24 protein-coding genes, 1 tRNA gene and 1 riboswitch are annotated in these 21455 nt (G+C 33.1%); of the genes, 12 read left to right on the top strand and 13 right to left on the bottom strand.

Translation table 11 applies throughout. The features are described 5' to 3' along the window. Nucleotides 1–22: 22 nt before the first annotated feature. Together H3T56_RS08540 and H3T56_RS08535 are read right to left on the bottom strand one after the other, a co-directional pair. Nucleotides 23–1321, bottom strand: coding sequence for a four-carbon acid sugar kinase family protein (locus H3T56_RS08540; protein ID WP_198192584.1), 1299 nt, complete (start codon nucleotides 1319–1321; stop codon nucleotides 23–25). Nucleotides 1322–1405: 84 nt separating this feature from the next. Continuing rightward, the gene (locus H3T56_RS08535; protein WP_065579162.1) at nucleotides 1406–2161 is read right to left on the bottom strand and encodes a DeoR/GlpR family DNA-binding transcription regulator; all 756 of its coding nucleotides are present in this window, start codon (nucleotides 2159–2161) and stop codon (nucleotides 1406–1408) included. Between the two features lie 240 nt (nucleotides 2162–2401). On the opposite strand from H3T56_RS08535, the gene H3T56_RS08530 reads away from it, so the two are divergent. The 5 genes from H3T56_RS08530 (at nucleotide 2402) to H3T56_RS08510 (ending at nucleotide 6705) form a co-directional block, all read left to right on the top strand. Next, nucleotides 2402–3397: an SIS domain-containing protein gene (locus tag H3T56_RS08530; protein WP_198192583.1), complete on the top strand. Its 996-nt coding sequence runs from the start codon at nucleotides 2402–2404 to the stop codon at nucleotides 3395–3397. Nucleotides 3398–3518: 121 nt separating this feature from the next. Next, nucleotides 3519–4445: an ADP-glyceromanno-heptose 6-epimerase gene (gene rfaD, locus H3T56_RS08525; RefSeq protein WP_086320175.1), complete on the top strand. Its 927-nt coding sequence runs from the start codon at nucleotides 3519–3521 to the stop codon at nucleotides 4443–4445. Nucleotides 4446–4455: 10 nt separating this feature from the next. Further along, nucleotides 4456–5502: an ADP-heptose--LPS heptosyltransferase RfaF gene (gene rfaF, locus H3T56_RS08520; RefSeq protein WP_198192582.1), complete on the top strand. Its 1047-nt coding sequence runs from the start codon at nucleotides 4456–4458 to the stop codon at nucleotides 5500–5502. 2 nt (nucleotides 5503–5504) lie between these two features. Further along, nucleotides 5505–6467, top strand: a complete 963-nt coding sequence (gene rfaC / locus H3T56_RS08515) for a lipopolysaccharide heptosyltransferase RfaC (RefSeq protein ID WP_086356907.1) — start codon at nucleotides 5505–5507, stop codon at nucleotides 6465–6467. Between the two features lie 37 nt (nucleotides 6468–6504). Next, nucleotides 6505–6705, top strand: coding sequence for a YaeP family protein (locus H3T56_RS08510; protein ID WP_198192581.1), 201 nt, complete (start codon nucleotides 6505–6507; stop codon nucleotides 6703–6705). Here the strand turns inward: H3T56_RS08510 and H3T56_RS08505 are convergent. From H3T56_RS08505 to trmA, 3 genes are all read right to left on the bottom strand, one after another. After that, nucleotides 6698–8101, bottom strand: a complete 1404-nt coding sequence (locus H3T56_RS08505; RefSeq protein ID WP_198192580.1) for a heavy metal sensor histidine kinase — start codon at nucleotides 8099–8101, stop codon at nucleotides 6698–6700. The two genes, H3T56_RS08510 and H3T56_RS08505, sit on opposite strands and share 8 nt — an antisense overlap. Further along, nucleotides 8088–8774, bottom strand: coding sequence for a heavy metal response regulator transcription factor (locus tag H3T56_RS08500; protein WP_034902561.1), 687 nt, complete (start codon nucleotides 8772–8774; stop codon nucleotides 8088–8090). The genes H3T56_RS08505 and H3T56_RS08500 overlap by 14 nt, the downstream gene beginning before the upstream one ends. Before the next feature lie 360 nt (nucleotides 8775–9134). Continuing rightward, nucleotides 9135–10232, bottom strand: a complete 1098-nt coding sequence (trmA, locus tag H3T56_RS08495; protein WP_198192579.1) for a tRNA (uridine(54)-C5)-methyltransferase TrmA — start codon at nucleotides 10230–10232, stop codon at nucleotides 9135–9137. Nucleotides 10233–10500: 268 nt separating this feature from the next. Here trmA and srmB point away from each other — a divergent pair, with 268 nt between their 5' ends. Both srmB and H3T56_RS08485 read left to right on the top strand, forming a co-directional pair. Beyond that, complete coding sequence (gene srmB, locus H3T56_RS08490; protein WP_034902555.1) at nucleotides 10501–11811, top strand: ATP-dependent RNA helicase SrmB; 1311 nt, start codon at nucleotides 10501–10503, stop codon at nucleotides 11809–11811. Between the two features lie 123 nt (nucleotides 11812–11934). Next, entirely contained in the window at nucleotides 11935–12537 is a 603-nt protein-coding gene (locus H3T56_RS08485; RefSeq protein ID WP_034902551.1) for a peroxiredoxin C, read from the top strand. A gap of 128 nt (nucleotides 12538–12665) precedes the next feature. Here H3T56_RS08485 and H3T56_RS08480 read toward each other — a convergent pair whose 3' ends face one another. Further along, nucleotides 12666–12998, bottom strand: coding sequence for a multidrug efflux SMR transporter (locus H3T56_RS08480; RefSeq protein ID WP_034902548.1), 333 nt, complete (start codon nucleotides 12996–12998; stop codon nucleotides 12666–12668). A 553-nt stretch (nucleotides 12999–13551) separates the two neighbouring features. Between H3T56_RS08480 and H3T56_RS08475 the strand changes: the two genes are divergently transcribed. Both H3T56_RS08475 and H3T56_RS08470 read left to right on the top strand, forming a co-directional pair. Next, nucleotides 13552–13992 carry a hypothetical protein gene (locus H3T56_RS08475; protein ID WP_198192571.1) on the top strand — a complete coding sequence of 147 codons (441 nt, stop codon included), beginning with the start codon at nucleotides 13552–13554 and terminating at the stop codon, nucleotides 13990–13992. 17 nt (nucleotides 13993–14009) lie between these two features. Then, nucleotides 14010–14396, top strand: a complete 387-nt coding sequence (locus H3T56_RS08470) for a hypothetical protein (protein ID WP_198192569.1) — start codon at nucleotides 14010–14012, stop codon at nucleotides 14394–14396. Between the two features lie 754 nt (nucleotides 14397–15150). Here the strand turns inward: H3T56_RS08470 and H3T56_RS08465 are convergent. The 5 genes from H3T56_RS08465 to H3T56_RS08450 all read right to left on the bottom strand — a co-directional run bounded on the left by H3T56_RS08465 (nucleotide 15151) and on the right by H3T56_RS08450 (nucleotide 16770). Further along, nucleotides 15151–15399, bottom strand: coding sequence for a hypothetical protein (locus H3T56_RS08465; protein ID WP_086356905.1), 249 nt, complete (start codon nucleotides 15397–15399; stop codon nucleotides 15151–15153). Between the two features lie 98 nt (nucleotides 15400–15497). Further along, nucleotides 15498–15656 carry an integrase arm-type DNA-binding domain-containing protein gene (locus H3T56_RS11775; protein ID WP_370545543.1) on the bottom strand — a complete coding sequence of 53 codons (159 nt, stop codon included), beginning with the start codon at nucleotides 15654–15656 and terminating at the stop codon, nucleotides 15498–15500. Nucleotides 15657–15928: 272 nt separating this feature from the next. Next, a tRNA-Lys gene (locus tag H3T56_RS08460) sits at nucleotides 15929–16004 on the bottom strand. 104 nt (nucleotides 16005–16108) lie between these two features. Continuing rightward, nucleotides 16109–16423: a multidrug efflux SMR transporter gene (locus H3T56_RS08455; RefSeq protein WP_086356904.1), complete on the bottom strand. Its 315-nt coding sequence runs from the start codon at nucleotides 16421–16423 to the stop codon at nucleotides 16109–16111. Nucleotides 16424–16446: 23 nt separating this feature from the next. Next, complete coding sequence (locus H3T56_RS08450) at nucleotides 16447–16770, bottom strand: multidrug efflux SMR transporter (protein ID WP_086356903.1); 324 nt, start codon at nucleotides 16768–16770, stop codon at nucleotides 16447–16449. 608 nt (nucleotides 16771–17378) lie between these two features. Here H3T56_RS08450 and H3T56_RS08445 point away from each other — a divergent pair. From H3T56_RS08445 to H3T56_RS08435, 3 genes are read left to right on the top strand one after another with little or no spacing between them, the layout of a single operon-like run. After that, on the top strand, nucleotides 17379–18035 hold the full coding sequence (locus tag H3T56_RS08445; protein WP_144188193.1) for a nucleoside recognition domain-containing protein: 657 nt from the start codon (nucleotides 17379–17381) through the stop codon (nucleotides 18033–18035). Beyond that, nucleotides 18028–18501: a YjiG family protein gene (locus tag H3T56_RS08440; protein WP_086361013.1), complete on the top strand. Its 474-nt coding sequence runs from the start codon at nucleotides 18028–18030 to the stop codon at nucleotides 18499–18501. Before H3T56_RS08445 ends, H3T56_RS08440 begins: the two co-directional genes overlap by 8 nt. Nucleotides 18502–18515: 14 nt before the next feature. After that, nucleotides 18516–19616: a M20 peptidase aminoacylase family protein gene (locus H3T56_RS08435; RefSeq protein ID WP_065579177.1), complete on the top strand. Its 1101-nt coding sequence runs from the start codon at nucleotides 18516–18518 to the stop codon at nucleotides 19614–19616. A 42-nt stretch (nucleotides 19617–19658) separates the two neighbouring features. Here H3T56_RS08435 and ribB read toward each other — a convergent pair whose 3' ends face one another. Together ribB and H3T56_RS08425 are read right to left on the bottom strand one after the other, a co-directional pair. After that, complete coding sequence (gene ribB, locus H3T56_RS08430; RefSeq protein WP_065613188.1) at nucleotides 19659–20297, bottom strand: 3,4-dihydroxy-2-butanone-4-phosphate synthase; 639 nt, start codon at nucleotides 20295–20297, stop codon at nucleotides 19659–19661. 146 nt (nucleotides 20298–20443) lie between these two features. Then, nucleotides 20444–20582, bottom strand: a riboswitch (FMN riboswitch). Nucleotides 20583–20688: 106 nt separating this feature from the next. Next, nucleotides 20689–21447 (bottom strand): ABC transporter permease subunit, encoded by a 759-nt coding sequence (locus H3T56_RS08425; RefSeq protein WP_082205211.1) that lies wholly within the window; start codon nucleotides 21445–21447, stop codon nucleotides 20689–20691. Between the last annotated feature and the right edge of the window lie 8 nt (nucleotides 21448–21455).

Raw genomic sequence — 21455 nt, 5'->3', positions numbered from 1 at the left:
AAGTTGAGCTAGTTATAAGGTATTAATGCTTCAAGCTTTCATGTGATGAAATCTTGGTACTCAAATAGTCGATACAATGAACTAAAGTATTATCATTACCGACAAAGCCACCTTTCGTTACTATCGAATAACCATCACATTTTCCGCCGACAAGGTGTCCATAAACCGTCAATGGTTCAACTTCATCTTTAAGTAAAAAACCACTACTTCCTAATCGATTTACCACATTTACCGTGACATCCCCTCCACTGGTATAAATGCCTCTGATAATAGATTCCGGATGGAATAAAACTTGAGCTGTTATTTCGGCAATAGCTTGATTCAAGGTATTACTAATTTCACTCATACTCATATTATTGTTAGCTGCTAACTTAGCTAAATCACAAACATGCTCAGGCATTTCAACGGTATCAATGCCGATCACATCAAATTGCTCAACTTTTTTCAGTAATTTATCTACAATTGGTTTAGCTTTCTTGATATCTTTAGAAATTTCTATCAATTCATCAACCAATATCGTTTCTAACCAAACTTTTCGGTCATATTTCAATTTTCTTATTTGTCTTTGAGTAAGATCAGACACACTGCCTATTGCGACAAACACTTTGTTGGCCATCTTTCGTTCTGATGAATAACGTAGATCAGCAAATTGGGCTGTAAATGGTCCCGGATCAACACAAAAAACAGGCAAATTAACATTATTTGCTGCTTGCGCTATCACACTAATGTCGGTATCCGTAGTAGCATCAAATATGACAATACGACCACCTTGTTGATATATTTGTTTTAAACGCTGCTCAATTCTATCTTTGCCTTCTAAAACATCCTTGAGAGCAATATGTGAGACTGGATATCGAGATTGGCAACGAAATAATTCTAAAATTGAAGACTCCGTCATCGGATTTTTAGGATCATTACGCATTGCTGTATTTTGTAATGGGATACCATTAACTAATAAAGAACCGCCAACACAAATTCGATCACTAGATGGATACACAGGAACAACTAAAGCCATTAGATTAGGATCATTGTCAATAACCGCATCAACTTCTGCCCCTAGATTACCTCGCAACGTTGAGTCTATACGTTTACTAATTAAAGGTTGATATTTACTAAACTGGCTTATGCAATCGACAACCCGTGAATACGCTTCTTTATAAGGTATTGAACGTGAATCAGTTGCAAACGAAATCACATCAAATCTAGAAAGATCTTCATTAAATTTTTCTAAACATGTAATTGCATTAAACCCTTTTTTGCTTAATAAAGCACAGGTAGCATTAGCACCTGTCAAATCATCAGCTACAACGGCAACTTTCATATTTTTGCTTCCTCTCAAAAATTAAGCTCACTAAATGAACTTTTTATACATCTACCAAAATTAACTAACTATTAGTTACATCAGTTAATAAATATATTTAATGTCCTGTTTTATTAATTGTTTTTCAAAATTACTAGGAAATTGCTTTTCAGTTATAAGATAATTAAATCGATTTAAATCGCAGATTTTAAAACGACATCTAAGCCCCAATTTACTGCTATCAACCAAAAGGACGGATTGAATAGATCTGGATAATGCCATCCATTTACAATCAGCTTTAATCTGTGTTGTAGTCAATGCACCATCTTCTAGATTAAAACCATCTGCGCCAATAAAAGCTAAATCAATAACCTGTTCTGAAAGATACTTCATGGCTTGAGTGTTATAAGCTGAGGCATTTGTAGTTTGTATTTCACCAGGACAAATAATCGTATTCACCTCTGGCCGAGAAGATAACTCCAAGGCCACATGTAAATCTAAAGTAATCACTGTAATTGGAACATTGATATTCAAGGCAAATTCACGCATCGTTGTTCCTGCATCAATAAAAATTACCATCCCTGGTTGTAATAAACTTACCGCTATTTTCCCTACTCTTTTCTTCCCTTCAGAAAATCGATTTTGTTTGATGTCATAAAGGGGGGTACCATTTAAAAAACTTCTTTTTATTTCACCTCCATACGATACTTTTATTAATCCTTTTTCTTGTAAAAGTTTTAAGTCCCGTCTGATGCTCATATGAGAAACGGAAAATAAATTAGATAGTAAATTGATGTTGGCAACATCATATTCATCTAAGTACTCTAAAATTCTTTTATATCTTGGTAGTTCTTGTTTCATAGTGAGTTACCCAATTAAGTTGGCGTCATTGTAGTAATAAAATAATCAACAAAATGTTAATCTTTTAACACTTTCACAACCGGGTTTAACAAATGTGATCTGAATCAAACTTTCACTTTTTCTTGGTTAGTTTTTTGTGAATCAATAAAATTATCTTCAGTTTTATGCATACAATTTCTATATCTACTAATGCAAACTTCATCAGGGTTAATTTAACTTATAAATAAGGATAATTTGGATATGGCAACAAAATCAGAAGGTTTTCAAGTATGCAAAAATGAAACGTTACAACTAGCCAAACAAGTTCTAAAACAAGAGGCTGCAGCAATAGAAGAAATTGTTAACTCAATTAATGAAACTTTTTTCCATGCTGTAGAATTAATTTTGCATACCAAAGGAAGAGTTATCGTGACAGGAATGGGAAAACCTGGCTATATTGCTCGTAAACTTTCCGCTACATTTATGAGCACAGGTACTCCGTCTTTTTATTTGCATCCAGCAGAAGCTATGCATGGTGATTTAGGTTGCATTACCAAAGATGACACTATTATTGCCCTCTCAAACAGTGGAGAAACAGCCGAAATTGTGAATATTTTACCGACAATAAAACAAATTAATATTCCGTTAATCTCAATTTGTGGTAATCCATTATCAACCTTAGCTCGCTTTGCAACCTACAATTTAGATGCCCATGTAGACCAAGAAGCATGCCCTCTCAATTTAGCACCAACAACAAGTACAACGGTAGAATTAGCCTTAAGTGATGCACTAGCAATATCAGTGATGCATGCAAAGAAATTTAGCTCACAAGATTTTGCTTTTTATCATCCAGGCGGAAATCTAGGCCAAATACGTTTAATGACAGTGCAACAGTTAGTTGAAAAACATAGTAGAAATGTTGCTATTACTGCAGAAGAATCTATTTCTGACGCTATTTTTGCTATGACGAATTCGGGGATAGGAGCTGTTGCGATAGTTGATAAGAACAATGTATTACTTGGCATAATTACCGATGGGGATATTCGTAGACAATTACAATATCACTCTAATCTGTTAGATATTCAAGTTTCTGAGTTAATGATAACCACACCAATAACTATTGAACATAGCCAATATGTATCTGAGGCTTTACATAAAATGGAACAACATAAACCTAGACCAATAACCGTTTTACCTGTGATTGGTAATAAAAAACAATTTATTGGCATGATTCATATCACAGATATATATCACTAAATCAAATTTTATGATCATCAAGTAACAACAAACAAAATTAAGATAACTAAAAGAGCACTCGAAAATTTGCCAATAAATCGTTATTATAGTGCCATTAATTTTATTAGTTAAAGGTGTCATTATGATAGTTGTTACTGGCGGTGCAGGTTTTATTGGAAGTAATATTGTAAAAGGTTTGAATGAGTTAGGCCGAAAAGATATTTTAGTAGTAGACGATTTAACCGATGGTACTAAATTTGCCAACTTAGCAGATTTAGATATTGCTGATTATATGGATAAAGATGAGTTTATTTCAGCAATAGTCTCCGGTGAAAATCTGGATATTGAAGTTATTTTTCATCAAGGAGCTTGTTCATCTACTACTGAATGGGATGGCAAATTTATGATGGAAAATAATTACAACTATTCAAAAGATTTGCTGCATTATTGTTTAGATTTTGATATTCCTTTTTTATACGCTTCTTCCGCCGCAACTTATGGAGGACGTAGTGACAATTTTATTGAAGATAGAGTTTATGAAAAACCTTTGAATGTATATGGTTATTCAAAGTTTTTATTCGACCAGTACGTACGAGAAATTTTACCTAATGCAAGTTCACAAATTTGTGGTTTTCGTTATTTCAATGTCTATGGACCTCGTGAAAACCATAAAGGTAGCATGGCTAGCGTTGCTTACCACTTGAATGAACAAATAATTAAAGGAGAAAAGCCTAAATTATTTGCTGGCAGTGATAATTTTAAACGTGATTTCATTTACGTTGGCGATGTGGTTGAAGTTAATTTATGGTTCTGGAAAAACAAAGTTTCTGGCATTTTTAATTGTGGAACTGGTCGTGCTGAATCATTCCAATCGGTCGCTGATGCAGTATTAGACTATCATCACAAAGGCGAAATCGATTATATTCCATTCCCTGAACACTTAAAAGGACGCTATCAAAGCTTTACTCAAGCTGATCTGACTAAATTCAGAAAAACAGGTTGTCCAATTGAGTTTAAAACAGTGTCTCAAGGAACAACTGAATATATGCAATGGTTAAACCAACAATAAAGGAACCGCAATGAAAACGTTGATTATTGGTCCTTCATGGGTTGGTGACATGATGATGTCACAAAGCTTATATCGCACATTAAAACAATTAGATCCATCTATTGAAATTGATGTGATGGCACCAACTTGGTGCCGAGCTTTATTAGATAAAATGCCTGAAGTAAATCAATCAATTGCTATGCCTATTAGCCATGGTGAGTTTGCTTTAAGCAAACGTTATCAGTTAGGAAAGGAATTACGCAATAATCAATACGACCAAGCAATCATCTTACCTAATTCATTTAAATCGGCACTTATTCCTTTTTTTGCTAAAATTGCTAAACGTACAGGTTGGAAAGGTGAGATGCGTTATGGCTTATTAAATGATTTAAGAGTGCTGGATAAACAAGCCTTTCCATTAATGGTAGAACGCTATGTCGCTCTCGCCTACCCTAAACAAGATATTCATTCAGCTAAAGATCTGCCTCAACCAATTTTGTGGCCAAAGCTTAGTGTTGAAAAAGATGAAGTAGATCAAGCATTAGCAACGTTTAATATTCCTAGTGACGTGCCTTTAATCGGTTTCTGTCCTGGTGCTGAATTTGGTCCAGCCAAACGTTGGCCTGATTATCACTATGCCGCGTTAGCTGATTTAATCGTAAAACAGCATGCTAAAATTATTATCTTTGGTTCAGAAAAAGATAAGCCGGTTGGCGAAAAAATTATTGCCAAAATGGTACATGGTGATCAATGTATCAATCTGGCTGGTCAAACAAAATTAGACCAGGCAATCAATGTGATTTCTGCATGTAAGGCCATAGTCACAAATGATTCTGGGTTAATGCATGTTGCAGCAGCGCTTGATAAACCTTTAGTGGCACTTTATGGGCCAAGTAGTCCTGATTTTACCCCGCCACTTTCCGATAAAGCTGAAGTGATCCGTTTAATCACTGGCTATCATCGCGTTCGTAAAGGTGATGCAGAACAAGGATATCATCAAAGCCTTATTGATATAAAACCAGATTTAGTATTTGAAACATTAATGAATCTTATCGTTCGCTGTGAAAAGAGCTGTTAATTATGCGCGTGTTAATTGTTAAAACTTCATCTATGGGTGATGTATTGCATACTTTACCTGCTTTAACTGATGCAGCTAACTGCATACCTGATATAACATTTGATTGGGTTGTTGAAGAAAACTTTTGTCAAATTCCCAGTTGGCATTTTGCAGTAAATGACGTCATTCCGGTTGCAATTAGACGTTGGCGAAAAAACTGGTTCGCTAAGAATATCCGTCAAGAACGCCATCAATTTATAGAACACTTACAGCGTCAACAGTATGATTGCATTATTGATGCTCAAGGGCTAATTAAAAGTGCATTTTTAATCACTCGTAAAGCGAAAGGTATCAAACATGGTTTGGATCGCCAAAGCATAAAAGAACCAATTGCAAGTTGGTTTTATGACGTAAAACATCATGTTCCTAAACAGATGCATGCCATTGAACGTGTCCGTATGTTATTTGCTAAAAGCCTTAGCTACTCACAACCAGATTCGATTGGTGACTATGCTATTGCTGATCATTTTTTAACATCATTACCACCTGATAACCAAAAATATTTGATTTTCCTACATGCAACTACCCGTGATGAAAAACATTGGACTGAATCGGCATGGCGTAATTTAATTAAGCTAATTGAACCTACTGGTCTAAAAGTTAAACTTCCATGGGGAGCTCCACATGAACAAGAACGTGCATTACGTTTAGCTCAAGGGTTCAAACATGTTGAAGTATTACCTAAATTATCTCTTAATGAAATTGCAACAGTTATTGCTGGTGCCAAAGCTGTAGTATCCGTCGATACAGGACTAAGCCACTTAACAGCAGCATTGGATAGACCTAATATTACTTTATTTGGCAATACCGATCCGAAACTTATTGGCGGATATGGTAAAAACCAGCATAGCATCATTTCCACAGATAAAACGATGCAATCCATAACTGCTGATGAAATTTATCAACAGTTAATAACATTTATTTAAATCATATTTAAATTATTTTAATCAGTAGGATAGTAAAATGAACAAATATAGTGAGTTAATTCGGGAAAAATATGCACAAATTGGTAGTAATGATTTAGGTTATATTGATGATGCGTTGGGCGCGGTAATGATAGTTCTCAATGAAATAGTTGAAAATCAACAAGTACCACAGGATTTACGCGAAAAAGCTGCCTATGCGGCAGCTAATCTACTAATAAGTGATTTTGATGTTAAATAACGGTAGGAAGTTTGATAATAAATCGAGTTGATAAATCATCAGATTCGACATGAATATGACCTTTATGTGTGTCGATAATAGATTTTACGATTGCTAAACCAATCCCTGTTCCTGAGCTATCTTTACCATTACGATGCCTAGATTCATCGACTCGATAGAAACGCTCAAAAAGATGAGGTAAATGGCGACTTTCAATCTTTTTACCTGGGTTTGCAATAATAATTTGAATTCGTTTTTGGTTCACTTGACTCAAGCTAATTTTAATTGTCTTATTTGTAGGAGTATAACGAATAGCATTGGATAAGATATTACTTATCGCTCGTCCTAACATCATTTTATCTCCTTCAATATGAGAACAACTACCTTCTATATCAAAAGTAATATTTTTTTCATCCGCTAGAGGTTCAAAATACTCACACATCAAACTGATCATCGAGTGCAAATCAATATCGATAAGGTTAGGAACCAATTGATGATTATCTGCTTGAGCCAAAAAAAGCATATCAGAAATCATCTGAGACATTTTTTCATACTCTTCTAAATTAGAATATAAAATTTCTCGGTATTCATCGGTTGATCGCGCATTATTTAATACTATTTGCGTTTGTGTGGTTAAATTAGTAATTGGCGTGCGCATTTCATGAGCGATATCAGCAGTAAAATTACGTTGCCGATCAAAAACATCTTCCATTCGATGAAGCATATTATTAAAAGCTTTAACCAAACTAACATATTTCACCGGTACTGATTTGGTTGAAATACGATAATTTAAACTTTTCATATTAATGCCTTCAATCTTTTTAATTAAACGATTGATCGGTTTTTGCGTAAAATATATTGAAATTAATGAACCTATTAAAGCCAAAACACAAGAAATAGCAATAAGTAAACCTAAACCATTTCTCAATCGCTTAATAAATTCAAGTTGTAAATCACGCGCTACTGCAACTATCGTTGTATATTGGCGACCTTCCTCCAATAGTACTCTAGAGGCTCCGATACGATAAGACGATTTATCAATATTCCAAATTGCAGTACTATTTTCAGTAATTAAACGATCAAAATCTTGTTGCGATAAAGCAATAGATAGATTTGGCCCTCGGGTACGATAGACAATTTTTCCTGAATCATCAATAATATAAACAAATAAGTGATGATGACCAGTTAAAATAAGTAAAAGATTTTGAAAGAATTCATCACGATTTTCATCGGGTGAATAATAGGTCAACTCACGCTCGATTGAGGTAATGACAGAATTAAGTTCTGTGACATTTTGCTGAATCGAAATTTTTTCAAATGTATGTTCGATAAGATAGCTAAAACAATAAAGTAGCCCACAGGTCAGTAGGCATACAATAAGTGGTATACGAAATGATATGATGTTAGTTTTCTTCATCCAATACATCTAATTTATATCCCATTCCTCGGACTGTATGAATTAATTTCGGTTCAAAATCAGCATCGATCTTGTTCCGCAAACGCCTAATTGCCACATCAATAACATTGGTATCACTGTCAAAATTCATATCCCATACTTGAGAAGCGATAAGTGATCTAGGGAGCACTTCACCTGGATAACGTAAAAAATATTCCAGTAATAAAAACTCTTTATTGGTTAAATCAATTCTTTTATCACCTCTGGTTACGGTTCGTTTAGGTAAGTCCATAACAAGATCTGCGATACTTAATTGATAATTATTAACTTGTGGTACATTTCGTCTTAATAATGACTTAACTCTTGCTAATAGTTCGGCAAAAGAAAATGGTTTAACTAAATAATCATCAGCGCCTAAATTGAGCCCTTTAACTTTATCTTCAACACTTCCCATTGCAGTTAAAAGAATAATTTGCGTGTCTTTACCTGCTTCACGTAAAGACTGAACTATTTTCCAACCAACAATATCAGGGAGCATTACATCTAGAATAATTAAATCATAATCTTCAGTCATTGCGCGATGATAGCCATCTAAGCCATTATCTGTGAGATCAACAATAAATCCTGACTCAACTAATCCTTGGCGTAGATATTCACCTGTTTTTTGTTCATCTTCAACAACTAACAATTTCATATTGAATATTCCTTAATGTTCTATCAGGTTATCGAAATTGCATAATGCAGTAATAGGATATATGAAAAAGGGAAATGACATCATGACAATTTAATGACTATTTTGTAACCTAAACGTCATTAATCAGTCGGTTTTGATTTGTTATAGTATCGCCACAATGATTCATGAGGCTAGACAGTATTGTTTCATTGTTTTATTTCCTTTCATCCATTCCTTGCAATTTAATGCAGCCCTAGTTGATCTAGGGTTTTTTTTTGCCTTTAATACTTACTGACGTAAATTTATTTATGGATTACGGCTAATTCACTATAAAACTAATTTTATTTTAGCAAATTTAACCGTAATTGAATATGTTTGATATTAGTTTTTACGAAGAACAATACCAGTTTCAATATGATCGGTATAAGGAAATTGATCGAACATGGCAAAATGTTCAATATGATGCGTTTTGGTAAGTTGTTCTAAATTATTTTTTAACGTATTCGGATTACAAGAAATATAGATAATCCTTTGATAACTTTGGATAATCTCAAGCGTATTATCATCTAATCCTGCTCTTGGTGGATCGACTAATACGGTTTGACATTGATAATCATCTAAATTAATGCCCTGCAATCGATTAAATTGTCGTTCTTTTTTAATTGCACTGGTAAATTCTTCGGCCGATAATCTGGCAATAATTAAGTTATCAATATTATTGATTTTGATATTATGTTGCGCTGAATAGACCGAAGCTTTGGCAATCTCAGTTGCCAACACCTTCCTAAAATTTTGTGCTAATGCAATCGAAAAATTACCGTTGCCACAATAAAATTCGAGAAGATCACCTTCGGAATCTTTAGTAACCGATATTGCCCACTCCAACATTTTAATGTTGATAGCAGCATTAGGTTGAGTAAAACTGTTTTCTACTTGTCGATAACTAAAGTTCTTATTAAATATTGGTAAAACCTCATCGACATAATCAACATTTACAGCAATTTTTTGATTACTAGCTCGACCTACCAAATTGGCAATAATACCCTGCTCAGCTAATTGTTGTTTTAAACATTCAGCTTCTATTATCCATTGGTCATCTAATTTTTTATGATATAAGAGTGTTATTAATAACTGGCCGCTCAACGTGGAAAAATAATCAATCTGAAAAAGTTGATGGCGCAACTTATCATTATATTGAAGTAACGGTAAAATTGTTTGCATGGCACGATTAATTAATTGTGATGCAATTGGAAAACTATCAATTCTTACTCTTTTTTTAGTTTTTTTATCATACATAATATGATAAAGCTCCTCACCGTTGTGCCAAATTCTAAATTCAGCTCGCATACGATAGTGACTAATTGGTGAAGAGAAAACCTGTAAATCGGGTAATGAAAAATCAGATAATAATGTTTTTAAATTGGTTATTTTATTTTGTAACTGCTGGTTATATTTGTCGTTAGAAAAAGATTCTGTCATATTTATAATTCGATCATCAATTTAACTAAAAAGAATAGTATTAAGTTTGCTACCTTGTTATTTTACTGATTTTAGCATAAACCATAAATTATGATAAGTTTAACCATTCATAGTTGGCCAATAAATAATATGCTTATCATGAAAAATTGTTTTTATTCTTACCTATTTTCGGCTCTGTTATTTAAAGATTATGTTAGTTAAGGATAAAGATTGTAGTTATAGCGATTGCCGTTATAATGTGGGACAAAATGATAGATAAAAGAGCATTATGACTACACAAACTTTTTCCGATTTACAGTTAGACGATATCCTAATTGACAATCTACAAGCACAAAATATTAATACACCAACGGTAATCCAAGCACAAACTATACCAGTAGCATTAGATGGTAAGGATGTTTTAGGATCGGCGCCAACCGGAACTGGTAAAACCTTAGCTTTTTTGATTCCAGCGGTACAACATTTACTTGATTTTCCTCGTCGAAAACCAGGACCACCACGAGTTTTGATACTAACCCCTACTCGAGAACTCGCAATCCAAATAGCTGAGCAAGCAAAATTACTTACGCAGTCAACTCACCTAAGTATCGCTACGATTACTGGTGGAGTTGCTTATATGAACCATGCTGAAGTATTTAGTAAAAATCAAGATATTGTCATAGCCACTACTGGTCGATTATTACAGTATATTAAAGAAGAAAACTTCGATTGTCGTGCAGTTGAAATGTTAATATTGGACGAAGCAGACCGTATGTTAGATATGGGATTTGCTCAGGATGTAGAAACTATCTCTGCTGAAACCCGTTGGCGCAAACAGACGTTATTATTTTCAGCTACGCTTGAAGGTGACGGATTACATAGCTTTGCTAATCGTATTCTTAAAGAACCAGTCGAAATCAATGCCGACCCTTCGCGAAAAGAACGAAAAAAAATTCTGCAATTTTATTATCGCGCTGATGATTTTGCCCATAAAGTTGCATTATTAACGTATTTATTGAAACAAGATGAAGTGAAAAAAACGATTGTATTTGTTCGTAAACGGGAAAGAGTGCATGAATTAGTAACATTACTTCATCAAGCAGGTATTCAAAGTTGTTATCTAGAAGGCGAAATGGTTCAAGCCAAAAGAAATGAAGCAATCAAAAGAATTAGTAATGACATAGTTAAGGTGTTGGTTGCAACAGATGTTGCCGCTAGAGGAATAGATATTGACGATATAAGCCATGTCATCAATTTCGATGCACCTAAAACCGCCGATGTTTACTTACATCGCATTGGCCGTACAGCTCGTGCTGGAAAAAAAGGTACTGCAATAATGTTAGTTGAAGCTCACGATAATGAGTTATTACTAAAAATTGAACGTTATATACGTGAACCGATTAAATTAAGAACCATTGATGAATTACGACCAAAAACCAAAGCACCAAAACCAGTGACTAAAAAGAAACCATCACAGAAAGCCAAACAAAAAAGTGTAGCTAAAAAACAAGAAGATACGAAAAAGAAAAAAGTAAAACAGCGTCATCGAGATACTAAAAACAAGGGTAAACCAAAGAAAACGATAATTAAAACCGAATAATAATTTGTTTATCATAGTTTAAACTTATGAAATCAATCGTTGATAACAACTTGGCGTATTGATACATACTGCTATAATTCAACGCAGACAAATTACAAATTCAGTTACACAAGGAGATATCTTATGACATTAGTAACTCGTAAGGCACCAGACTTTACTTCATCTGCAGTGCTTGGTTCTGGTGAAATAGTAAATAATTTTAATTTAGCCGAACATATCAAAGGTAAATATGCAGTAGTATTCTTTTGGCCGATGGATTTTACTTTTGTATGTCCATCAGAAATCATTGCTTTTGATCACCGTCTTGAAGAATTCAAAAAACGTGGTGTGGAAGTTATTGGTGTTTCAATGGATTCCGAATATGTCCATAATGCATGGCGCAATACTCCACAAGATAAAGGTGGTATTGGCGAAGTAAAATTCCCGATCGTTGCTGATATCAAACATAGCATTATGCAAGCTTACGGTGTTGAACATCCTGAAGCAGGCGTTGCACTTCGTGCTTCATTCTTTATTGATAAATCAGGCGTTGTTCGTCATGAAACTATCAATGATCTTCCAATTGGACGTAACGTAGATGAAATGCTACGTATTGTTGATGCTTTCCAATTCCATGAAGAACATGGTGAAGTTTGTCCTGCTCAATGGACTAAAGGTAAGCAAGGTATGCAAGCAAATCCAAATGGTGTTGCTAGCTACTTAAAACAACACGCAAGTGAAATCTAATTTTATTCAAAGTTGATATTTTTACATACCTTTCTTCTAACTTTTACCGGAGTTTTACTCCGGTTTTTTTATTTTAATAAAAACTCCAAATTTTATAATAGATTTTATCATTAGACTTTAAATCAATCTCAATGCCCTGAAATATTTGAAAAAAGATTAATAATTACCACTCCAAAAATAATAAATCCCATACCAATCAACGCAGCAAGATCCAATGATTGTTTTAAAAAAATCCAAGCGATTAAACTAATAATGATAATTCCTATTCCCGACCAAATCGCATAAGCAATACCGACAGGTATCGTTTTTAAAGCTAAAGATAAAATATAGAAAGAAGCACTATAACCAACTATGGTAATTATTGAAAAAGTAAGATTAGTAAATCCATTAGATAATTTGAGTGAAGATGTTGCAATCACTTCACAGATAATTGCACCGAAAAGTAGCAGATATGCGTTCATAGTTTTACTCTCAAATTGGTTAAAATTTTTATAAATAGAATATAGACTTGTAATGATATATTTTGTGAACAATTGAGATAATTAAGCGAGCTAAATCGTTAATAATTTATGAAATATTACATGCGTTAAACGGTGGCTTTACAATAACTATTAATAACTAATTAATATGAATAGCAATTTGCCACTATTTACAAAAATAAATACAAAAAGTCAGTTATTTCTATATGACTAAGTTATTATACCTAAAATTTAGTGGTTTAGCAGTGCCTTTTTAGATTGTACAAGTCTAATGTTTTACTCATCCTAATAGTAATTTCAATAATACATTTTTCAATCTCAATTTTATTTGTTATAAATTTTCCTCTAGAACGGTAGTTTAGTATTTATTATTCTAACCTATTACTTTTTATGAAAATTATAAAGATTTCAACGATCAGTTATACAATTTTAATAGTTTTAAACTATTATATCTTATTTTATTGATCTATATAACCGATCAATATATAATTTATTTATTTTTATTTAACTTAAATTTTTCAAATAGAAGGCGAAAATGCCTTATAGCTACAGTGGAATAGTAAAAGATATTATTAGAGAACATGAAAAAATGAAGGAACGGAATACATATGTAATTCCACCTAGTGATATCAGTGAAGAATATGAAAGAAAAATTAAAAAAATGGGAAATCAAATTGCAAGTTATGAACTTAATATACAAAATGACATAGAAGTTATTTATAACTTACTGTTTCAAAGAGATTTTTTACTAATAGCAATTAATCAATTTTTAACAAAAACTGATCATCAAACAAAGCAATTTTTTATTAATTTTTTGAATGAAGTTAAATCAGAAAAAGAAGCTGATGAACAATATAAACAAAAATTCAAAAACTGGGTTTATCAACAAAATTTCTCAGAAAAACTAATTTGGGAAGTTAAAAACCCTGACAAAATCAAACATAACCCAGTTCTAAATTTTCCTGATTTTCAATAATATAAGGATAAAAGGTAATGAGCTATAATGGAATTGATGATCTAATTATTAATTATGAAAAAACTCAACAAGAACAACAGAAACAACAGCTAGAGCAACAAAAAATTGAAGAACAAAAAAGAATAGAACTTCAAAAAAATTTAGAGAAAGATAGAATTGAACAACAAAAAGCAAGTCGCAGAAAAAATTTAATATTTTGGCTATTAACTTTTGTTTTTGAGTATTTATTAACTACATTTATATTTAGTTCAATTTTTAATACAGCTAATCCAATCAAAATTATAAAAATTTTTGCAGGTTTAGGAACGGGTATGCAAATGTTTATTTGTGTTGGTTTTTACTTATTTGCCACAGGTATTATTTGTTGGGCGCTTAGCTATATAATTGTGAGACCAGATAAATAGCCAAATACATTCTAATAATAAATAAAGAGGGATCCCCACCCCTCTCTTTTAAGCATATCTTTTTTTAATTCAGATTTTTTTATATTATTTGAATTAAATCTTACTAATAAAACATCTACAAAATATGAAAGAATATATTTTATGTAAATTTAAAAATTTCCTGTTAATAAAACATATTTATAAATTGATTGTATGATGGAATTCATCTTTTCAATTATTTTCAATATTTGAGATAGTAGTAGAATTATATGTTTTCTTCTCATATTTATGCCCTCTAAAATATTGTCACCAAAGCTATTCTAAATTAATATCAAATTATTTTGCAGTTGTCGCTTAGTTAGATCTAAATTTGGTTTAAATGTGAAAATATATAAACGATTCTGTTTTTTAATTTTAAAATAATAAGGTTATTTACTAGGCAAGACTGTGGGTATATTTTGGGTTCTATTTCAGCACAAACTCTTTATGTTATTAATGCTCCCACACTAGAAAAATATAATTATTGAAATGTTTATAAATAATTATTCCACATATATAAAATCACTTTTTACACTTATTATTTATAAGTTGTTACTTTTTTATATTTTTTTGAAAGATTTGAACGATCGGTCATATAATTTGCGATAGTTTGTGCCTATTATATCATAATTTATTGATCTGCAAAATCGATTGTTATATACTAGACATAGTATCTCAGGAGGAAAAAATCTTAACAATAATAATAAAAAAAGAGAGTTTTAACTCTCTTTTTTATTTATAACATATTTTCAAATTTAGTTTTTTTAGATGAATTATCTTTTGTGAATAAAACTTCATTTGCAATTGATATATTTTCTAAATTATTAGTACAAAACAATTCAATTTCTTCAATTTTAATACATGACATAACGCAACTTTTATTTGTCATAAAATTATGTTTATAATTTTGTAATTCTTTTAAAGCTATTCGTTTATTAATCAAACTATCTATATTAAATCCTTCTTTCAAATTTTGCTTGTTCACTTTATTACAATTTTATTTTTATCCAAAAAATTTAATTTTTGATGATTTACCCATTCCCAAAATATATTTACAAATTTAAGTTGGTCTTCTTTTTGTTTTTATTCATCTTGTAGTTCCTTGATGTTTGCGGGATCTACACCACCTAACACTAATGTTTTAAATTCATCTCTTATTTCTCTTGCAAAAGCTGGAGAAATGTAAGGATATTTCACCAAGCTTAGCTGATTAGTCTTTTTTTTGTATCGTGTCTTAAATATCTAAACCGTCAAATTTTTGTGTCATTTTTTTTACTAATATAGATAAACTATTACCATCACTTGCTTCATATTTTTTATATCTGTCAATTTGTTAGTTGCCGTAAGTCTTCCCGCCGTATTTGTATACGTTTATATGAATATTGTTAGCGTATACAAAAACGTATACAAATGCATATGCAATTTGACGCAATTAAATGTAAGTAGTGCTTATAGTATAAAGTCTTATTCTAAAAGGGATTTTTAACAATTGAATATGAGGTTAAAAAAAAGAATGGTGGGTTGTGAGGGGATCGAACCCGCGACCAATTGATTAAGAGTCAACTGCTCTACCGACTGAGCTAACAACCCACTAAAGAAGTGTTGATTATTGTACAGAAGTTTAGATTTTAATGCAAATACTCTAAAATAGAAATGACATAACAAATTGATTTAAAAAAATAAATTAATTTTTATCACATCGTGAAATGCAAACCTATAATACCAATAATAATTACAGTAAGACCGAATATTCGAGTAAAATTTTTCGGTTCTTTGAAAATAAACATATTAGCTAATACAGCACCTGAAGTACCTAGTCCTACCCATACTGGATAAACTATACTTAAATCCAGATACTTTAATGAAAAATAAAATAATGAAAACGAAACAAAAAAACCGCCCCAATATAGTGTTAATCGCAATAGATTTTTTTGTTGTGAATAAAGCTTAAGGCCTATTGCACCAATAACTTCAAATATTGCAGCAGTTAAAATAAATAACCATCCCATATCATAATCCAAATTTCAGTTAATTAGCTATCTGCTCGTTTAAGTTGCACAACGCCAATAATAATTAATGCAACAAAAAATATTTCAATAGGTTTGATTTCTTTACCGAATAAAAACATATCTATAACTAGTGAACCAATCGCACCAACACCAGAAAATATTGCATATACGGTCCCCGTAGGAATAGTCTTACATGCACTTGTTAAAAAGGTAAAATCAACAATGATCACCAGAATGATAATAACCCAATGCCACCACTGACTTGCTGTAGTGAAACCAAATACCCAACACAATTCAAAAAAGCAGGTGAGAACAACAAATGCCCACTCTTTATTCCTGCTGTTCATAACGACCTCGTTATTTTTTATTTTTAATTTATATTGCTTAATTTTGTCTTTTCATTAATGTGCTTAATGAAAACAAAAGACGGTTCGCAAACTAGAAGGCTTGCCACCTAAAGATTATGATGTTTATGCAGAGAAACAATTCAACTTTATATAAAATATCGATAATTTTGCAAACAGGTTATTGATACTTTATTACTATTTCTTGCCATATATTTATAATTCTATAATGACGGTTGCAAAATGGCAAGCCTTGAGTAATTGTTAATTACATGCTTTTAAATAACTTTCTCAAAAAATCATTAAAAATAGAAAGAAATATAGTACTTTTAACCCATATTTCTTACCCAACATGATCAGCTTTTATTGGGTTGATTCTGCCTTTAATACCAACGATAGTTTAGCTTTATTATTAATATGAATTAATGAATATAGACAATTTGAATTGTAAAAAATTTACTGAAAGGGGTTTTTTTTCAATTAAATCAATATAGAATACTTCGCTTAGTGCTTTAATTCTTTTCGAAAGCAAAATAATTCAAGTACTTTAAATACAACTTATTTAATACTTTTATCAAAGAATAAGTCAGATAAATTAAAAGGAATAGACAATGTCAAAAAAATCGGACGATGAATTTAAAGTCGGCATAAAGGCTTATGTGTCACTTATTGTGGCCATACTGTTCTTTTCCGGACTATTTTATAACGTAGATGGAAAAGCTTGGTTGGGGGCATTTGATTTTACCAGTTTAAGTGGTAAGTTTGGCACAATGCTCCATCCAGAGAAAAATACCTTCGTTGGTGAAGGTGGTAATAGCGCCAGAGCCGGCTTTATTTTCGCTCTATCATTAATTCCAACTGTAATGCTTGCATTAGGCGTGTTAGAAATCTTTACCCATTATGGTACCATCCGTGCGGCTCACAAATTGTTAACACCATTACTTAAACCTATATTAGGTGTTCCGGGTAAAACAGGTTTGGCATTAATTACTGATTTACAAAGTACTGATGCTGGTGCAGTGTTAACCAAAGAATTATACGATGAAAAACAGATCACTAAAAAAGATCTGGTCATTATTAGTGCATGGCAATATTCTGGTGCAGGGTTAATAAATAACTATTTTTCTATTGGCTCAGCGCTTTTTGCGTCAATGTCTGTTGCAATATTTACGCCTCTGGTCATTATGATTGTATTGAAATTTGTCGGTGCAATTTTAGTCCGCCTTGTATTAAATTCAGTTTACAAAAAGGATTTCATCAATGAGTAATTCAAGCAATCAAAAACAGACTAACAACCCTTTAGATATTTTTGTAATTGGCGCTCGTAAGGGCTTTAATATTGCCATTAACAATTTAATGCCAAATATTATTATGGCATTTGTTATTACCGAAATTTTAAAAAGACTCGGTCTAATGCAATTAATTGGTGAAGTATTTGCCCCAGTCATGGGACTATTTGGCTTACCAGGTGAAGCAATTACTGTTTTATTGACAGCTTGGTTATCAGCTTCCGCTGGAACTGGTGTTGCTGTAAATTTAATTAGTGGTGGTATTCTCACTGGTACTGATATCACTATTATAGCACCAGCTATCTTCTTAATGGGCTCACAATTACAATATATGGGCCGTCTACTTGGTGTCGCCGATGTGCCTAAAAAATATTGGCCACTATTAATGGTTAATAGTATTGTTAATGCGTTAATAGCGATGATCATTATGCGATTTATTGTGTGATAAAGGAGATATCTATGTCGAACGTACTCGAACACTATCACTATTTACATCAAATTCCTGAGCTAGGATTTGAAGAAGTTAAAACATCAAACTATATAGCAAGTAAACTAGAAGAAGCTGGCTACAAAGTAACCCGTAATATAAATAATACTACGGGTATTGTTGCAGAATATGATAGTGGAAAATCAGGTCCTGTACTGGCATTACGTGCGGATATGGATGCCTTAGGACACATAATTGATGGCCAACATTGTGCCAGACACACTTGTGGTCACGATGGACATTCATCAATGTTATTGACTGCAGCACAAGAGCTTATTAAAGAAGGAAATATCAAAAAAGGTAAACTAAAATTGATTTTTCAACCAGCTGAAGAGTTAGGTTCTGGTGCATTGGCTATGATTGAAGGCGGTGCAATTGATGATGTTGATATGATCATCGGTTTACATGTTCGCCCTAAAGAAGAATGCCCTAAAGGCTTTGCATCAGCCGCTATGTTCTATTCGGCTTCAACCACAGTTGAAGTCAATATTCATGGTATACCAGCTCATGGGGCAAGACCTCATTTAGGCGTTAACGCTTTAGATGCGGCAACTATGGCGATTCAAGCCGTGAATACCATTCATTTAGCTCCTAGTTTAACATATAGCGTCAAAGCAACACGTTGTATATGTGATGCCGGTGTAACAAATGCTATTCCTTCTGAGGCTTATGTTTGTTGGGATTTACGCGCACCAACCAACCCTGCTATGGATGAATTAAAAGCCAAAACGCTTAAAGCGATTGAATTAAGTGTGGCATCTATCGGTGCTAAAGCTGATATCAAAGTATCGAAAGAAATCCCAGCAGCAGAAATAGATGATGAAGTAACTAAAATCATCGCTGAATCTATTACCGATGTACTCGGAAAAGAGGGATTGAAAGATCCTATTTTCACACCTGGTGGCGAAGATTTCTTCAATTATCCACGCGAAAGAGATGTAAAATCTGGTTTTTGGGGCTTAGGTGTCGATTTAACACCAGGTTTACATCATCCTGATATGACTTTTGATACATCAGCATTAGAAAATGGTGTAAAAATTACTAAAACTTGTGCTTTGAAGGTTTTAGGTTAAACAAAAAAATCCGCCGATTACTTCGGCGGATTATTAAAAACATTATAATAATTTACGATAAGCCACTATATCTTCAATGGTGACTACCGGTAGCTGATGCTGTTTTGCAAACGCAACAACTTGTGGCGCTCTTGCCATTGATCCATCATCATTAGTTATTTCACAAATTACTGCTGCAGGTTTAAATCCAGCTAATGTTACTAAATCAACCGACGCCTCAGTGTGCCCTCGACGATTTAATACACCACCCTCTTTGGCAACTAGTGGGAAAACATGACCAGGATGATTTAAATCTGTTGGTTTTGCATCATCCGCTACTGCGGCTTTGATAGTCGTTACTCTATCAGCTGCTGATACCCCTGTCGTAACGCCTTTTGCCGCTTCGATAGAAATAGTAAAAGCAGTGTGATTTTTACTAGTATTATTTGCCACCATCATCGGCAATCCTAATTTATCACAATAAGATTGTGGCATACATAAACAAACTATACCGCTGCCATGACGAATAGTTAATGCCATTTGCTGAGTGGTAATAGTTTGCGCTGCCCAGATAATGTCACCTTCGTTTTCACGATCTTCATCATCCAAAACTAACACCCCAGATCCAGCTTTGATTGAAGCAATTGCTTTGTTTACTCGTTCGATTGATGTGCCAAATTCATTTAAATTAAACTGATTCATGGTAGATACCTATCCTGTTTTATTAAACTAATTATATTTATCCTTAATTATTATAAAGTTACTAAGTGATAAATATATTAAATACCAGAATCAGGGCAAGTGCTTGACCATAGTGATTTTGCTATAGCGCAAATATAGAAAAGATAAGCTACTCTCTTTCATCCAGACTTTAACTGTCGGCTTTGGAATCTCACCAAATCTGCTGTCCTTAATAAAATAGAATTTTACTAAGCGCTCGTGGGCTATACCACCGGTGGGGAATTGCGCCCCGCCCTGAGAATTTTGTCAGTAACCTGACTGCGCACACTATAATATAAAACGGCTAAAAAAACACGTATATTTTATAAGGATAAAAAAATTGCCGCAAAAGCGGCAATAATTAATAATCAGATTAACGCATGCGAATTTCTCTTAAATGTCGTTTTTCGGCGCGACGCATCCAAAGCCATGACATAAAACCGATAATACCAACAATTAGTAAAATAATTGTTGCTAAGGCATTAACTTGTGGATCGACACCTAAACGAACCTTAGAAAATACTAGTTTCGGTAATGTCATTGCACCCGGTCCGGTAACAAAATTAGCAATAACCACATCATCAAGTGATAGAGTAAATGCCAATAACCAACCAGAAACCAGCGCTGGTGCAATCATTGGTAAAGTAATTATGAAAAATACCTTCAATGGATTCGCACCAAGATCTAAAGCCGCTTCTTCGATTGACTTATCTAACTCTCGCAATCTGGCACTGATAACAACTGTCACATATGCAGTACAGAATGTTGCATGCGCCATCCAAATAGTCAATGCACCGCGTTCTTTTGGCCAACCGAGCGCTTGTCCCATTCCGACAAATAGCAGTAATAAGGCTAAACCAGTAATGACATCAGGCATAACTAACGGTGCCGTAGTCATAAACGAGAACAGGTTAGAGCCACGGAATCGTCTAAACCGAATGAGAGTAAAAGCAGCTAAAGTACCCAGTACAATCGCTAATGAGGCTGCACCTGCCGCGATAGTCAAACTCAATCCTACTGCTTTGAGTAAAGTGTCATTATGTATTAACTCAACATACCATTTGGTTGAAAATTCTGCCCATACCGTTACCAGCCTTGAACTATTGAACGAATAAACAATTAAAATGACCATAGGGATAT

The organism is Gilliamella sp. W8123, assembly GCF_016101085.1.
Classification (GTDB): domain Bacteria; phylum Pseudomonadota; class Gammaproteobacteria; order Enterobacterales; family Orbaceae; genus Gilliamella; species Gilliamella apis.
Note: the sequence above shows the minus strand (reverse complement) of the source record. Positions and strands in the feature narration are given on the sequence as shown.

What these genes read in the sequence shown, in the direction of transcription:
- H3T56_RS08435 (WP_065579177.1), top strand. Translation starts at nt 18,516, where the DNA reads ATGTCGAACGTACTCGAACACTATCACTATTTACATCAAATTCCTGAG.
- trmA (WP_198192579.1), bottom strand. Translation starts at nt 10,232, where the DNA reads ATGACAGAATCTTTTTCTAACGACAAATATAACCAGCAGTTACAAAAT.
- srmB (WP_034902555.1), top strand. Translation starts at nt 10,501, where the DNA reads ATGACTACACAAACTTTTTCCGATTTACAGTTAGACGATATCCTAATT.
- H3T56_RS08425 (WP_082205211.1), bottom strand. Translation starts at nt 21,447, where the DNA reads ATGGTCATTTTAATTGTTTATTCGTTCAATAGTTCAAGGCTGGTAACG.
- H3T56_RS08475 (WP_198192571.1), top strand. Translation starts at nt 13,552, where the DNA reads ATGCCTTATAGCTACAGTGGAATAGTAAAAGATATTATTAGAGAACAT.
- H3T56_RS08540 (WP_198192584.1), bottom strand. Translation starts at nt 1,321, where the DNA reads ATGAAAGTTGCCGTTGTAGCTGATGATTTGACAGGTGCTAATGCTACC.
- ribB (WP_065613188.1), bottom strand. Translation starts at nt 20,297, where the DNA reads ATGAATCAGTTTAATTTAAATGAATTTGGCACATCAATCGAACGAGTA.
- rfaF (WP_198192582.1), top strand. Translation starts at nt 4,456, where the DNA reads ATGAAAACGTTGATTATTGGTCCTTCATGGGTTGGTGACATGATGATG.
- H3T56_RS08440 (WP_086361013.1), top strand. Translation starts at nt 18,028, where the DNA reads ATGAGTAATTCAAGCAATCAAAAACAGACTAACAACCCTTTAGATATT.
- H3T56_RS08470 (WP_198192569.1), top strand. Translation starts at nt 14,010, where the DNA reads ATGAGCTATAATGGAATTGATGATCTAATTATTAATTATGAAAAAACT.
- H3T56_RS08500 (WP_034902561.1), bottom strand. Translation starts at nt 8,774, where the DNA reads ATGAAATTGTTAGTTGTTGAAGATGAACAAAAAACAGGTGAATATCTA.
- H3T56_RS08530 (WP_198192583.1), top strand. Translation starts at nt 2,402, where the DNA reads ATGGCAACAAAATCAGAAGGTTTTCAAGTATGCAAAAATGAAACGTTA.
- rfaD (WP_086320175.1), top strand. Translation starts at nt 3,519, where the DNA reads ATGATAGTTGTTACTGGCGGTGCAGGTTTTATTGGAAGTAATATTGTA.
- H3T56_RS08485 (WP_034902551.1), top strand. Translation starts at nt 11,935, where the DNA reads ATGACATTAGTAACTCGTAAGGCACCAGACTTTACTTCATCTGCAGTG.
- H3T56_RS08505 (WP_198192580.1), bottom strand. Translation starts at nt 8,101, where the DNA reads ATGAAGAAAACTAACATCATATCATTTCGTATACCACTTATTGTATGC.
- rfaC (WP_086356907.1), top strand. Translation starts at nt 5,505, where the DNA reads ATGCGCGTGTTAATTGTTAAAACTTCATCTATGGGTGATGTATTGCAT.
- H3T56_RS08450 (WP_086356903.1), bottom strand. Translation starts at nt 16,770, where the DNA reads ATGAACAGCAGGAATAAAGAGTGGGCATTTGTTGTTCTCACCTGCTTT.
- H3T56_RS08535 (WP_065579162.1), bottom strand. Translation starts at nt 2,161, where the DNA reads ATGAAACAAGAACTACCAAGATATAAAAGAATTTTAGAGTACTTAGAT.
- H3T56_RS08445 (WP_144188193.1), top strand. Translation starts at nt 17,379, where the DNA reads ATGTCAAAAAAATCGGACGATGAATTTAAAGTCGGCATAAAGGCTTAT.
- H3T56_RS08455 (WP_086356904.1), bottom strand. Translation starts at nt 16,423, where the DNA reads ATGGGATGGTTATTTATTTTAACTGCTGCAATATTTGAAGTTATTGGT.
- H3T56_RS08480 (WP_034902548.1), bottom strand. Translation starts at nt 12,998, where the DNA reads ATGAACGCATATCTGCTACTTTTCGGTGCAATTATCTGTGAAGTGATT.
- H3T56_RS08510 (WP_198192581.1), top strand. Translation starts at nt 6,505, where the DNA reads ATGAACAAATATAGTGAGTTAATTCGGGAAAAATATGCACAAATTGGT.